The 14143-nt window shown below is 54.6% G+C and carries 10 protein-coding genes; 8 read left to right on the top strand and 2 right to left on the bottom strand.

Annotated features, from left to right (window positions below; translation table 11 throughout):
- The 8 genes from mutS to H6F43_RS05680 form a co-directional block, all read left to right on the top strand.
- On the top strand, window positions 1-1971 hold a 1971-nt coding region (mutS, locus tag H6F43_RS05715; protein ID WP_190341545.1), incomplete at its 5' end, for a DNA mismatch repair protein MutS.
- 198 nt (window positions 1972-2169) lie between these two features.
- Window positions 2170-2865, top strand: coding sequence for a diacylglycerol/polyprenol kinase family protein (locus H6F43_RS05710; protein ID WP_190341548.1), 696 nt, complete (start codon window positions 2170-2172; stop codon window positions 2863-2865).
- 213 nt (window positions 2866-3078) lie between these two features.
- The gene (locus tag H6F43_RS05705) at window positions 3079-3261 is read left to right on the top strand and encodes a hypothetical protein (protein ID WP_190341542.1); all 183 of its coding nucleotides are present in this window, start codon (window positions 3079-3081) and stop codon (window positions 3259-3261) included.
- Window positions 3262-3794: 533 nt separating this feature from the next.
- Window positions 3795-4160, top strand: coding sequence for a LapA family protein (locus H6F43_RS05700; protein ID WP_190341540.1), 366 nt, complete (start codon window positions 3795-3797; stop codon window positions 4158-4160).
- 284 nt (window positions 4161-4444) lie between these two features.
- The gene (locus H6F43_RS05695) at window positions 4445-5281 is read left to right on the top strand and encodes a segregation/condensation protein A (protein ID WP_190341538.1); all 837 of its coding nucleotides are present in this window, start codon (window positions 4445-4447) and stop codon (window positions 5279-5281) included.
- Window positions 5282-5591: 310 nt separating this feature from the next.
- Entirely contained in the window at window positions 5592-6752 is a 1161-nt protein-coding gene (locus H6F43_RS05690; protein WP_190341536.1) for an NDP-sugar synthase, read from the top strand.
- Between the two features lie 277 nt (window positions 6753-7029).
- Window positions 7030-10617 carry a chromosome segregation protein SMC gene (gene smc, locus H6F43_RS05685; protein WP_190341534.1) on the top strand — a complete coding sequence of 1196 codons (3588 nt, stop codon included), beginning with the start codon at window positions 7030-7032 and terminating at the stop codon, window positions 10615-10617.
- 144 nt (window positions 10618-10761) lie between these two features.
- Entirely contained in the window at window positions 10762-11736 is a 975-nt protein-coding gene (locus H6F43_RS05680) for a PRC-barrel domain-containing protein (RefSeq protein ID WP_190341532.1), read from the top strand.
- A 326-nt stretch (window positions 11737-12062) separates the two neighbouring features.
- Here H6F43_RS05680 and H6F43_RS05675 read toward each other — a convergent pair whose 3' ends face one another.
- Entirely contained in the window at window positions 12063-13544 is a 1482-nt protein-coding gene (locus H6F43_RS05675; protein ID WP_242025359.1) for a sugar transferase, read from the bottom strand.
- A gap of 17 nt (window positions 13545-13561) precedes the next feature.
- Window positions 13562-14143, bottom strand: a 582-nt coding sequence (locus H6F43_RS05670; RefSeq protein ID WP_190341530.1) for a WecB/TagA/CpsF family glycosyltransferase, incomplete at its 5' end; no start/stop codon positions are given.

Here is a 14143-nt window from a genome sequence, read left to right as displayed (position 1 = left end):
GTGCGATCGCTCGAAGGCTTCGGCTGCGAGCACTTGCCTCTAGCCGTGCGGGCGGCTGGAGGAGTACTGGAGTATTTAGAGACGACTTCAGAGCGGGGAACGGGGGAACGGGGAGCAGGAAGTGGGAAGCCGGAGTCGCGATCGCTCCAGCAGGTGCCACTTCAGCCGCCGTGCACCTACACGCTGTCGGAATACTTAGTGATCGACTACCAGACGCGGCGCAATCTAGAAATTACGCAGACGGTGCGTGACGGCACGTTTCACGGCTCGCTGCTGTGGGCGCTGGACAAGACCGTGACGGCAATGGGCAGTCGGGCGCTGCGGCGCTGGCTGCTGCAACCGTTGCTGAAGCTGGAGAACATTCGATCGCGCCAAGACACGATTCAGGAACTGGTAGATAACGGACCGCTGCGCCAAGAGTTGCAGCGTCTACTAAAGCAGATTTATGACCTGGAACGATTGGCGGGTCGAGCCGGATCGGGCACTGCAAATGCGCGCGATCTGGTGGCGCTGGCGGACTCGCTAGAGCGGCTGCCGGACCTGTCGCGTCTCGTTGAATCGGCGCGCTCCCGCTATTTGCAAGCGGTGCAGGCAGTGCCGCCAATTCTGGAGCAGTTGGGCAAACAGCTCCGATCACACCTCGTCGAAAATCCGCCAATCTACCTGACCGAAGGTAACCTGATTCGATCGGGCGTTCATGCCGAACTCGATGATCTGCGGCAGCAAGTCGAAGCGGACCAAACCTGGATCAAGAATCTGGAAGCTAGCGAACGAGAGCGCTTGGGCATTCCCACACTCAAAGTTAGCTACAACAAAGCCTTCGGCTACTACATCAGCATTTCTCGTGCCAAAGCCAAAGACCAAGTGCCCAATGGCTACGAGCGCAAGCAAACCCTGACCAACGAAGAGCGCTACATTACAACCGAGCTGAAAGAGCGCGAGTCCCGAATTCGGCAGGCACAAGACGAAATCAACCGCCTAGAATACGACATCTTCGCTCAAGTCCGATCGCACGTCGGTGATGAAGCCGCCCAGATTCGCACCGTTGCCCGTGCGATCGCCGCGATCGACGTGCTCTGTGGCTTGGCTGAACTTGCCGTCTACCAAGGCTACTGCCGCCCCAATATGACCAATAGCCGCGACATTGCGATCGTCGAAGGTCGCCATCCCGTCGTCGAGCAATCGCTCCCCGCAGGCTTCTTCGTGCCCAATTCTACGGAGTTGGGAGCTTCTGACTCCTCACTCCTGACTCCTGACTCCTCACCCGATCTAATCATCCTTACCGGACCCAATGCCAGCGGCAAAAGCTGCTACCTCCGCCAAGTCGGACTGATTCAACTAATGGCGCAAATGGGCAGTTTCGTTCCGGCACAAGCTGCGCACTTGGGGGTTTGCGATCGCATCTTTACCCGTGTTGGAGCCGTAGACGACTTAGCGACTGGGCAATCGACGTTCATGGTGGAAATGAACGAGACAGCGAATATCTTGAATCACGCAACTCCGCGATCACTCGTGCTGCTGGATGAAATTGGACGAGGTACCGCGACGTTTGACGGACTGTCGATCGCGTGGGCGGTGGCAGAGCATTTGGCAACTGAGATTCGCGCCCGTACCATCTTTGCGACTCACTACCACGAATTGAACGAACTGGCGTCGATTTTGCCCAACGTGGCAAACTATCAAGTGACGGTGAAGGAGATGCCAGACCAGATCGTGTTTTTGCACAAAGTTCAGTCGGGCGGTGCCGATAAATCCTACGGCATTGAAGCCGGACGCTTAGCGGGTCTGCCCACTTCGGTCATTCAGCGAGCCCGGCAGGTGATGACGCAAATCGAGAAGCACAGCAAAATTGCGATCGGGCTGCGTAAAGGCGGTCAGAACGGGCACTCAGTCAAAGAAAAATCTGCCAAACCCTACGCGGCAGCTACAACGCCGATCGAGCAGTTGGATATGTTTCGCGACCCTGACTAATTGCGCCTGTCTAACTAGTGGCGCGATCGCTCAATGCGCTTCTAGGGGGTGCTTATTTAATGACGAATCGCAGTGCTGAAATCGCTGCTTGAGACGGCTCACAGGTGAAAAAATCCACTAGAGTGAAGACAGTAGTCGTGGCAAACGATGCTCCTTAGCACAGGTGGAGCCGTTGCCCTAACCCCTAGCCTCTACGAAATGCTTTTGTCGTCTTGGTTTAATGCGGTTCCTGGTCTTTGGGTGCAAGTGGCGATCGTGGCAGCGTGGTTAGCAGCGGTGGGATCGCTTGCAGAATGGCTGTATCGCAACAAGGCGGCAGGACCGGAGGTGGCGCGAAAGGTTGTTCACATTGGAGCGGGCAACGTCATTTTATTCGCGTGGTGGTTTCAAACGCCAGCCTGGGTTGGCGTTGGGGCATCAGTCCTGTTTAGCGTCCTCACTTTGTTGTCCTACCGCTTGCCAATTCTGTCTAGCATTAATGGCATTGGACGCAAGAGTTTGGGCACGTTTTTCTATGCGGTCAGTATTGGCTTGCTGGTTGCTTGGTTCTGGTCGCTAGGAAGCCCACACTACGCTGTTCTGGGTGTATTGGTCATGACCTGGGGCGATGGGTTGGCGGCGCTGATCGGGCAGCGCTTTGGCAAGCACCCTTACAAGCTCTGGGACATGCACAAGTCCTGGGAAGGGTCTTTGACAATGGGCTTGGTGAGCTTTGTGGTCAGCAGCCTAATTCTCCTGGCGGTTCAGGGAGTAAGTTGGCAAACCTGGCTGATTGCGCTGAGTGTGGCGATCGTGGCAACGGGATTAGAGGCATTCTCTAAATTTGGCATTGACAATTTGACCGTGCCGTTGGGTAGTGCGGCGCTCTGCTTTGTTCTGAGTCAGGTTCTATAGAAGGGCTAAACTGCCTTCAGTGCGCTGAATGTCGCAGTCATCTGTGACATTGCTTGGGGCGATCGTAGATTGGGCAACGCCCAGTGACTTTGATAGAGTATGTTAAAGTGATCTTCTCAGCGACTAAAAGATTCAACTAGGTCAGCGACCGAGAGGTAGGCTGGCTTGGATGGTTTGTGTCTCGCTCAATCGGTGGTTTCACAAGAGGTAAACATGGCTAAACGCCGCAATCAAAAGAAAGAAAAGGCTCTCCGCAATCAGGCTTACGCTCGCAAATTCCGCAAACGTACGAACACAGGTCGTTTTGGTAGACGACGCTTTGATGGCGGAAATCGGATGAACGATGAAGGTGATCAAGAGGGTGCAGGTCGGGAGAATGAAGGCGCGGCTGACTAGCTGTATCACAGCAGCTTCTGCGTCCTAACTATGAGCTTGAGCATCTGAGTCTTTGCCCGTGTCAACCGTGAGGGAGTAGCGCAAAGTGTTCGATCGTTCTACACAAGCTCCTTAAGACTCTTCTAGTTGGTTGATGAGTAAGGCTTGTCAACAAACCCTAAAAAGAAGACCTGAAAAGTTATCTAATTGTGACCGCTAACGGTAAGCAGCCACTTGTGCAGTGCGCGGCTTCTCGATATCAACATCTCACCCTACGCTCTGGACAGTAACTTTTTACGTCTAGATGGGTGAGATTGCTGTTTTTTGCCATACTGACTCAGGCTTTTGCCGTGGCATTAGTCATTGTCGCCTCTAGACATTCCGTGCTCTTGCATCGTAAAAGTTTAATCTCTCACTCTTAATAAAACAATTCTGCAATCCTGCACAGTTTCTCTGTGCCTTTGTTACAACATGGATTAGCATGTCCGAGAGTCGGCGATCGTCCGTCGGCATCTTCGAGACCATCAGTGACTTGCAACCATTAGGAAATCGGTATGCGACAAATCAACTTTGTAATCATCTTCGTGATTTGCCTTGCCCTGGTTCTGTTTGGCATTGAGAACACGGAGCCTGCGGTGATCCGCATTGTTGAAGGGGTGCAGCTTCAAGCGCCGCTCTCGATCGAACTCATTCTGGCGATGGGAGTGGGAGCCGTGTTGGCGTGGGTCTTCAGTGTCTGGACACAGCTACAGCGGATGGCAGACACAAACCGCCAAGTTCGCGACAAAGATACGGTGATCCAAAAGCTGGAGGAAGACGTAGAGCGCTACAAAGCGGAGATTCAGGAGCAACAGCGCCTGCTGCCTGCAGCTCAATCGATCGCTCAAGACGCCGAAGCAACCGAAGTCTACGCGCAGTAGGCGCAACGATATCTAAACGAGCGTTTGTTGGGGAGTCTGAAAACGTTGTCTACCGGATGCTCTCTCACAACAGAAGATCTAAGGGAAGTGTATGCTTCCCTCTGACCTGATTACACCACTCAACCCGTGGAGTCTTTGGGTTCCCCTGACACTCCTCGGACTCATTGTTTTGGCAGCTGTCTACTTTGTTCGGATCTCTCGTTAGACCGTGAGGCATGAGGGGTGACAGCGAGGAGTACGAACGTTTCCTTACTCGTCACCCCGTTCTCTCATCCCCTTTACCCATGTCCCTTTCTCTAGCCCAAGATGCGATCGCCCTGCTAATCGACCTGGCAGAACGGGGCGAAATTGATCCGTGGGACGTGAAGGTGATCGATGTCATCGATCGCTTTCTGACCGAACTCAACCCACTCGAAGGGACTGGACGAGAGCCGGAGGCGAACTTGTCCCAGTCAGGGCAGGCATTTTTGTATGCCTCCATGCTGCTGCTGCTCAAGGCGGAAAGCCTGACGCAAACCGAGACGTCAGAAACCGTCGTGAATCCTGACGAGGCAGCCGAATTTTTAGAACTAGAAGGCACGGCTGGAACAGCTCTGCCGCCGTTTCTAGAGCGGCGGCTACGACGACGAGCCGTTGCGCAACCTCCGCAGCGACGGCGCGTGACGCTAAAGGAATTGATTGATCAACTCCAGTCGATCGCCACTGCTTTAGATGATCCCACCCCCCGCCATCGAATGCGGCGTCCTCGCCCCCAGTCTCGCCAGCAGGCAATCCGGGCGATCGCTCAACTTGCTCACCAGGAAAACCTCTCGGAAATGGCCATCGCCCTAGAGCAGTTCTTCACCGAGCATTGGACCACTCTCACCCAAGGGCACTCGTGGATCGACTTCGATCTTGTGATTGATTTGTGGTCTCAAATCAACTCTACCCCCCACTCTCCATCTCCGCCCCCTTCACCTAACCACGATCGAGTCGGCATATTTTGGGCACTCCTGCTGCTCTCTGCTCAATCGAAGGTGGAATTGGCGCAGGAAGAATTCTACCGCGATCTAAAAATCAGCCTGCTAGAGGGAACGCTGACCGATGTAGCGGATGCAGCCGCGATCGTCTCGCCCGACTGATTCTCCGTACCCTTACATAGACATGTAGATTTGATGAAGAGTACTGTTAAATTCAGCAAGCGTTGGCTAGAACTGAGCAGGTGGACGTCGAAGTGACTGAACGAAGTCGATTAACTACGACTTCTGTCTCCTGCTATGGTTAGTTTGAGAAGGAACGTCAGTAGTTTACGGCTAAAACTCAGTCAGTTTGTGTTCAGTGGGATAGCCCACTAAGGTCCGGATAGGGAATACTTCTCATAGGAACCTACTCTAGGGATTCTGATTGGCTCGATTAAACTTTAGTGGCTAAGGATTGGGGAGAGAACTAGCGATGAAAGCCATGATTCTGGCAGCTGGCAAGGGAACTCGTGTGCGTCCGATTACTTACACTATTCCCAAACCGATGATTCCCATCCTGCAAAAGCCAGTGATGGAATTTTTGTTGGAGCTGCTACGGCAGCACGGATTTACGGAAATTATGGTCAACGTGAGCCATCTTGCTAGTGAAATCGAAAGCTATTTCCGAGATGGGCAGCACTTCGGCGTAGAAATTGCCTATTCGTTTGAGGGCAAAATTGTCGATGAGGAGCTGGTAGGACAGGCACTTGGCTCCGCAGGTGGTATGCGGCGGATTCAAGACTTTTCGCCGTTTTTTGACGATACGTTCGTTGTTCTCTGTGGCGATGCGTTGATCGATCTGAACCTGACTGAAGCAGTGAAGTGGCACAAGGAGAAGGGCGCGATCGCCACGATCGTCATGAAAACCGTGCCCCGCGAGGAAGTGCCTAGCTACGGCGTAGTTGTCACTGACGATGACGGCAAGATCAAAGCCTTTCAGGAGAAGCCGTCGATCGAGGAGGCATTAAGCAACTCTATCAACACGGGCATCTACATCTTTGAGCCAGAGATTTTTGACTACATTCCTTCCGGCGTAGAATTTGACATCGGCAGTCAACTGTTTCCTAAGCTGGTCGAGAAAGGCGCACCGTTTTACGGCATTGCGATGGATTTTGAGTGGGTTGATATTGGCAGAACGCCTGACTACTGGCGGGCAATCCGCAGCGTTCTGACTGGAGAAGTCAAGAACGTGCAAATTCCCGGCAAGCAAATTGCTCCGGGCATTTACACCGGACTCAACGTCTCGGCAAACTGGGACAAAGTGGACATTCAGGGTCCCGTTTATATCGGCGGCATGACCCACATTGAAGACGGCGCAAAAATCATTGGACCGACGATGATTGGTCCAAACTGCTGGATATGCAGCGGTGCTACAGTCGATAACAGCGTTATCTTTGAATACGCTCGGTTGGGACCCGGCGTCCGCTTGGTTGATAAGCTGGTATTTGGTCGCTACTGTGTAGACAAAACCGGAGCGACGATTGACGTGCAGGCTGCCTCGCTTGACTGGCTGATCACCGATACTCGCCAAGAGCTACCGACGCATCACCCACCAGAGCGGCAGGCGATCGCCGAACTTCTGAAAAATTCCTAGAGCACGGAACAAGTGAGTGTAGAGACGCTTCAGCAATGGGGCGTCTTTGTGTATCTTGTGTGCAGTTCGATCGCACGATGCGAGGGCTGGGCGATCGTTTTGAAGCTTAAATGATCGGATGACGATGGCTGAGCCAAAATTTTTAGCAAAAACTTGTTTGAATTGTAGAACGTCTGTTCTATTCATGTTATGAATAGAAAGAATCGGGAAATTTCCGTTCGGCACTAAGCTGAGCGGTTACACTGAACACTATTTCGTCCCACGGCTTGGGCAGCCTGTGTACATTAAACGCCTGGAACTCTCCAACTTCAAGTCCTTTGGTGGCACAACGCCGATTCCAATGCTGCCAGGGTTTACCGTGGTTTCTGGACCTAATGGCTCCGGGAAATCCAACCTGCTTGATGCACTCTTGTTTTGCTTAGGGTTGGCAAGCTCGAAGGGAATGCGAGCGGAGCGACTGCCGGATCTGGTCAATCATGCTCAAAGCTCGCGGAATCGATCGAGCGTAGAAGCTAGCGTCACGGTCACGTTTGAGATTGGGGACGATGTGAGGCATGGCGAATGGGAAACGGATGGGGAGCAGAACGGAGCGTCACCCATCCATGAATGGAGCGTCACCCGAAAGCTGCGAGTAACTCAGCAAGGGACGTACATCTCCAACTACTACATCAACGGACAGTCCTGCACGCTGACGGAGCTACACGAAGAACTGGCGCGGCTGCACGTCTACCCAGAAGGCTACAACGTTGTGCTGCAAGGAGACGTAACGCGGATTATTACGATGAACCCCCGAGAGCGACGGGAGATCATCGATGAGCTGGCGGGTGTGGCAACGTTCGATCGCAAAATTAATCAGGCAAAGGAAAAACTGGACGCGGTCAAAGACCGGGAAGACCGCTACCACATTGTCGAGAAAGAACTAATCGACCAGCGCGATCGACTAGCGCAAGACCGCATCAAAGCTGAAAAGTATCAGAAGCTCCGCATTGAACTGCATACAAAAGAGCAGTGGGAGATCGTGCTACGCTATCGGCAATCGGAACAGGCAGCCCGGCGCTTGCAAGAGCAAGCCGCCAGAGATGAGCGGGAGATCACGGACCTCACGACTCAATTGACGGCTCTGGCAACCCAAATTCAGCAAACCACCACAGAACTAGAAACGCTGAACCGGCGCGTTCGAGCGCTAGGCGAAGACGAACAGCTTACCTTGCAGTCTACGCTGGCGACCCGCGAAGCTGAGCTGCGCCAGTTGCAGCGGCAAGAGCACGACCTCCAAGCGCAAAGCCAAGAATTGATTGGCACCATCAACCGCACCCAGCAAGAAATTCAGGAGCATCAGCACACCTCAGAACGCTTAGCCGCGGAGCAAACAGAGGCGGTAGGCATGATCGCTAGCTTGCAACAAGAGCGAGACCACGCTCGCCATGTACTGGAGCAAAGCCGCGAAGCGGCTAACGCCTCTGCTGCCAACGCTGAGGCTTGGGTGCAAGAGCAAACTGCCCTGCACCACCAGATTGATTCGCTAATTAGCACGCTGGAGCCGCAGCGGACCGAGCAAGCGCGTCTACGGGAGCGTACCCACCAGCTAGAGCGTCAGATCCACGAACAGACGCACTCGATCGACACCCAAGACCAGCAGCTTGCCGAGAAGCGCATTCGGCATGTCGAGGTTGAAGCGCAAACGATCGCCCTGCAACAGCAGGTGCAATCCCTCGCTGAAGGCGTCGCGGCTGCGGAACAAGAGTTACAGCTTCAGCAGGAAACGCAGACCCGCTTGCTGAGCGAACAGCGCGACAAGCAGCGACGCTTAGACAAGCTAGAAGCGCAAACTCAGGCAGTGCGCGAAGCACAGGGCACCCACGCGACCCAGTTAATTCTGCAAACGGGACTGCCCGGCGTCTGCGGCTTGGTGGCTCAACTGGGGCGCGTCGATCCCCGCTATCAGCTGGCGCTAGAAACGTCTGCTGGAGCACGATTGGGGCATTTAGTCGTGGAGGACGACTCGATCGCGGCAGCAGGCATCGAACTGTTAAAGCAGCGACGCGCCGGACGCGCGACGTTTCTGCCGCTGAACAAGCTACAGCCTGGACGAACTCCTTCTAGTCGGGAGGCGCGATCGATCGCGGGCTGTGTTGATTTTGCGATTCATCTGATCGATTTCGAGCCGCGCTACCGCGATGTGTTTGCCTATGTCTTTGGCTCAACCGCTGTGTTTGAAACTCTCAATGCGGCTCGTCGGTACTTGGGGCAGTACCGCATTGTAACGCTGGATGGAGAACTCCTGGAAACTAGCGGCGCGATGACTGGAGGCAGCACGGCATCGCGCTCATCGATCCACTTCGGTACGGCGGACGCCAGCGAATCGGCAGAGGTTTTGAGTCTGCGCGATCGCCTGCGTGAAATTGACGCCATTCTGGAGCGCTGCGACAACAGCATTCACCGCGCTCGCCAGCTCGCAAAGCAGCGGACGCAAGACCTGATTGAAATACGGCAGCAGCATCGCGAATGCCAGCTTCAGTCCCAGCAGCTTGCCGCTGAAATAAAAAGTCTAGACGCAGGCAGCACTCAAACACGATCGCAGCGAGAGCAAAATCAGCAGGAATTGGCGATCGCCCAAGTTCGCCTGCACCAACTAGATGCCACCATCCCTGAGCAGGAACGCAATCTAAACCAGCTGCGCCAAACGCTCACAGAGCTAGAGCAGTCCCAATCCCACAGTGAATGGCAGCAGATCCAAACCGCTCTCCGCGCTCAAGAAGCGGATTTAAACCAGCGCGAGCTAGCTCTGCGCACAGCTGAACAGCACCTGCGGACGTTGGACAACCAGCGCCAGCGCGAACAGGAAAAACTCCAGCAGGCGCAAATTCGGCTGCAAGACTGCCGGACGCAGCAGACGAATCAGCTCCAGCAGCAGTCGGCAGCTAATCAGGAGTCAGCCGTTATTCGGACGCAGATTCAAGAGACGCGATCGGCGTTGTCAGTCCTAGAGCAGCGGTTAGGGACCGAAAAGCAAGAGCGCGATCGCGTGGAGCGGCAACTGCGGGAGCAGCAGACGCAGCAGCAGCAGCTCCAGTGGCAGCAGCAAAAAATCCGCGAAACTCAGCAGACACGCCAGCAAGAATTCGCTGCATTACATGAGCAGTTAGACGCCCAGCGCCAAGAGCTTCCAGAGCCGCTGCCAGAGATTCCTGCTGATGCGCCAGAGCTAGCGGCGCTACAGCACGAACTGCGATCGCTGCAAAAGCGGATTCAAGCTATGGAACCCGTCAACATGCTGGCGCTAGACGAGTACGATCGCACTCAGAAACGCCTGGAAGAACTGACGGAAAAGCTTCAAACGCTAGAAGAAGAGCGCACCGAACTGCTGTTGCGAATAGAGAACTTCACGACGCTGCGGCAGCGAGCATTCAAAGAAGCCTTTGATGCCGTGAATCAGAACTTTCAAAGCATTTTTGCGACTCTGTCCGACGGCGACGGCTCTCTGCAACTGGAAGATTCGCACGATCCGTTCAATGGTGGACTCACCCTGATTGCCCACCCTAAAGGAAAACCCGTCCAGCGACTCGCCTCCATGTCGGGTGGCGAAAAGTCTCTGACAGCGCTGAGCTTCATTTTTGCTCTCCAACGCTACCGTCCGTCATCGTTCTACGCCTTTGATGAGGTGGATATGTTCTTGGATGGGGCAAACGTGGAGCGATTAGCTAGAATGATCAGACAGCAGGCACAACTGGCTCAGTTTGTGGTGGTGAGTCTGCGGCGACCGATGATCGAATCGGCGGATCGCACGATCGGCGTCACTCAGGCGCGAGGAGCACACACTCAAGTCTTGGGCATCAACCTTCTGCCCCAAAGTGCTTCATCGTAGTGAGTTAATAGTCGTTAGCGATTAGTTTATAGTAATCACAGGAAACGCTGCGGACCGTTAGTGCTTTACCAAAAACTAAGAACTAAGAACTAACAGCCAACTTGTTATAGTAATTCAGAATTCACACGTAGGATTCGGGACACAATGGCATCTGAAGAAATTCGCCAACGCTCTGACCTTCTGGGCACCCTGGTTGTCACTCGCGATACGGGTAAAAAGCTAGGGGTTATCAGCCAACTGTGGGTCGATATTGATCGTCAGGAAGTGGTGGCGCTGAGCTTGCGCCCGAACCTACTATATGGCACGCCACAGCCGATGATGTTGACTAGCATTCGCCAGATCGGAGACGTGATCCTGGTCGATGACGAAGACGTCATCGAAGACATTGATGTCGAGACTTACAGCAGTTTGATTAACTGCGAAGTGATCACTGAAACCGGAGACCTGCTGGGAAAAGTCCGGGGCTACAAATTTGATATTGACAGCGGACGAGTTACGTCGCTGATTATCGCCTCACTGGGTGTTCCCCTGATCCCCGATCAGATCGTCAGCACCTACGAGCTTGGCGTTGAAGAGATCGTCAGCAGTGGACCCGATCGTCTTATCGTGTTCGAAGGCTCAGAAGAACGGCTGGTGCAGCTCTCGGTTGGTGTGCTGGAACGCTTGGGCATTGGTAAAGCACCTTGGGAGCGTGACGAAGACGACGATTACGTTGCTCCGGTTCGCACTGACAATCAGCTCGGTACCGGACTTCGCACTCCAATTTCAACCCCGGTGCGCCAGAAGGAACCTGTGGTGCAAGAAAACTGGGACGACGACAACTGGGGCGAACCCGAACCGCGTCAGTTGCGCCAGCAGCAAGCCCGCCGCATGGACCCACCGCCCGCCTACTACGACGATGACGAAGAAGACAACTGGAGCGAAGCCAGCGGACGCGATCGCTACGAGGAACGTGCCCCAGAGCCACAGCGGGCATATGTTGAGGAAGAGTACGACGACCAGTACGAGGATCTAGAAGAAGACGCTTGGGCAGACGAAGAGCCACGCACCTACAAGGCCCCACCCGTCAACATTCCTGAGAAAACCAAAGCTCCAGAGTACGAGGAAGAAGGCTATTAAGCGCTAGTTTCTAGCTGCTAACAGCCATTCGCTTTAGACTGGCCTAGGTGAGACGCGCTATTGTGTGCCAAATCCGGCAGGATTATAGATGACCCACATTTATAGGCGAGGCTGGGCGTGAAATTCGCCTGTCTGGACGTACTGTTCCTCTGTATGTTCAAATTCTGATTACCGTGGACTGGGTTACCGATCGCAGCCGCACGGTTATCGATGTCATGGGTGACATGACCGTAAGTTGCCTGCTGGATGGCAAGCATCCCAAACTGGCGATGGAGCCAGAACTGGTTGACACACTAACCTCTGAGCGCGAGTCAGCAGACCTCTGCTCAGTAAGCGCCACGTGTGAGGAGAACAATTCTGATGGTTGCCAGCAGAATATCGAGGTCTAGATTCAGCGACCAATGATCGATGTAGTACAAATCCAGGCGTATGGCGTCGTGGAAGGTGTCGATCGTCGATCGTCCCGAAACTTGCCATAAGCCTGTAATGCCAGGAAGCACCTGATGGCGCGCATGGTGCCACGGTTCAAATCGCCTCACATCCCGCAGCGGCAAGGGGCGCGGACCCACAAGGCTCATTTGTCCCAGTAGCACATTAAAAAGCTGGGGAAGCTCATCGATGCTGGTGCGGCGGAGAAATTGACCGATCGGCGTCACGCGGGGATCGCGCTTCAGCTTGAACATGACGCCATCCGTTGCTTCGTTAGCAGCTTCTAATTGCGTTTGCATGGCGGCAGCATTAGGCACCATCGTGCGGAACTTCCACATTTGGAACAGACGACCCTGTAAACCGACCCGCTCTTGGCAGAAGAAAATTGGACCAGGTGACGAGAGCTTGATAGCGATCGCCACGCTGACAAACAGCGGCGACAGCAGCAGCAAACCCGCTGCCGCACCTACGATATCAGTCAACCGCTTCAGGCGGTAATCCCAGCCGCTTAGGAGTGGCGCTTCCAACCGCAGCGTCGGCAGTCCTGCGACAACCTCTGGCACGCCGCGACGATGCAGCATCTCTAGACTCGACGGCAGCAGTCGCAGCGTGATTCCTGCCCGCCGCAATTGCCAATACAGGCTAGAGGCAAGCTCAGTCGGCGGCAGACCTTCGGCTAAAACTTCTCTGGCTCCCGACGCGATGATCGTCTGTAGAAGATCGGCATCGCTGGCAGACGTTGAGATTGCTGTTCCGACGATTGGCTGGCGCGATCGCTGCTTCAGCACCCGCGTTAAAGTCGCTAAGCGCTCTGCGGGAGCAATCAGAAACAGGGAAGTTTGCGTCTGCTCAAACGGTAGTAGCGCGTTGATGGCGCGAAACCCGACAACAAGCGCAACACTGCTGAACCAAGCCGTGAAGAACAGCGATCGAGGTGCATCCAGCTTTGGGTCGTAGAAATAGCTCGCAACCAGCGATAGCAAGTACACCAAACTGATGAACTTGCTTGAGCGCAAGTAATTTTTCCACTGGCTGGCGGAGCCGTACAGCCCGTTGTAGGCGAACAGCAGTAGCGTTACAACCGCGAACACCCAGAATAGACTTGGTAACCCGAACCAAACAAACCAACTCAACGCAGCAGGAATCGGCGAATAGAATTGGTTTAAGTGTGCGGCAAGGTGCCATGCTAGCGCCAGTCCCAGTACATCCCCTAGCAGTAGAACTAGCGATCGCTGTCCATGCTTTGTCCAGAGGACGGTGAGGCGGAGCTGTCGGGGGGCACGAATGTCGCTTGTAGCTGGGAGTGTGTTGCCTGGAAAGCTGTCCATAGCGGCGATCGGGGGCGATGCGTGAGTCGATGTAGGCTCAGTATTCCGCATCGGGCGCCGAAAACTGACTACGGGCTCAGATTTCTTACTCGTTGAAGCCAGTTCTGGAACAGCTGCCAGCCAAACAGGCAGATGAAAGCGGGATTATAAATCAGGTAGCGTCGCCACAGCCGCTGCGGCTCTTTGAGTAAGCGATAGAGCCACTCCAGTCCTCGCGCCATCATCCAGCGGGGCGCTTGGGAAACCCTGCCGCTGTGAAAGTCAAACGCCGCACCTACGCCAACCATGACTGCTGGAAGCCTTCCGTGGTGCTGCGCCATCCATCGTTCCTGCTTCGGACAGCCCAACCCTACAAAGACGATCGCCGCCCCTGATGCCCGAATTTGCTCAATATCGGCGGCATCTTCCGCTGGCGTCAGGGAACGAAACGGCGGGGCGTGGGTGCCAGCGATCGCCAGACCCGGAAACCACTCTTCTAAGTTCGATCGCAGCCGTTCTAGTACCGCTGGCGCACCGCCGTACAAATAAATTGGAATCTGCTCCCGCGCTGCCCGCTGACACAACCCCAGCATAAGATCAGGACCGTACACCCGCGATTGACGAGGCACTCCGAGCCAGCGTAGTCCCCACACAAGTGGCATTCCATCTGG

The sequence above is a fragment of the Leptolyngbya sp. FACHB-36 genome (assembly GCF_014695955.1).
GTDB lineage: Bacteria > Cyanobacteriota > Cyanobacteriia > Leptolyngbyales > Leptolyngbyaceae > FACHB-36.
This window is presented reverse-complemented; position numbering and strand designations above follow the sequence as displayed.

Excerpts from the sequence above, each read along its gene's own strand:
- H6F43_RS05710 (WP_190341548.1), top strand. The coding sequence starts at position 2,170 with ATGCTTTTGTCGTCTTGGTTTAATGCGGTTCCTGGTCTTTGGGTGCAA.
- H6F43_RS05705 (WP_190341542.1), top strand. The coding sequence starts at position 3,079 with ATGGCTAAACGCCGCAATCAAAAGAAAGAAAAGGCTCTCCGCAATCAG.
- H6F43_RS05700 (WP_190341540.1), top strand. The coding sequence starts at position 3,795 with ATGCGACAAATCAACTTTGTAATCATCTTCGTGATTTGCCTTGCCCTG.
- H6F43_RS05695 (WP_190341538.1), top strand. The coding sequence starts at position 4,445 with ATGTCCCTTTCTCTAGCCCAAGATGCGATCGCCCTGCTAATCGACCTG.
- H6F43_RS05690 (WP_190341536.1), top strand. The coding sequence starts at position 5,592 with ATGAAAGCCATGATTCTGGCAGCTGGCAAGGGAACTCGTGTGCGTCCG.
- H6F43_RS05680 (WP_190341532.1), top strand. The coding sequence starts at position 10,762 with ATGGCATCTGAAGAAATTCGCCAACGCTCTGACCTTCTGGGCACCCTG.
- H6F43_RS05675 (WP_242025359.1), bottom strand. The coding sequence starts at position 13,544 with ATGCGGAATACTGAGCCTACATCGACTCACGCATCGCCCCCGATCGCC.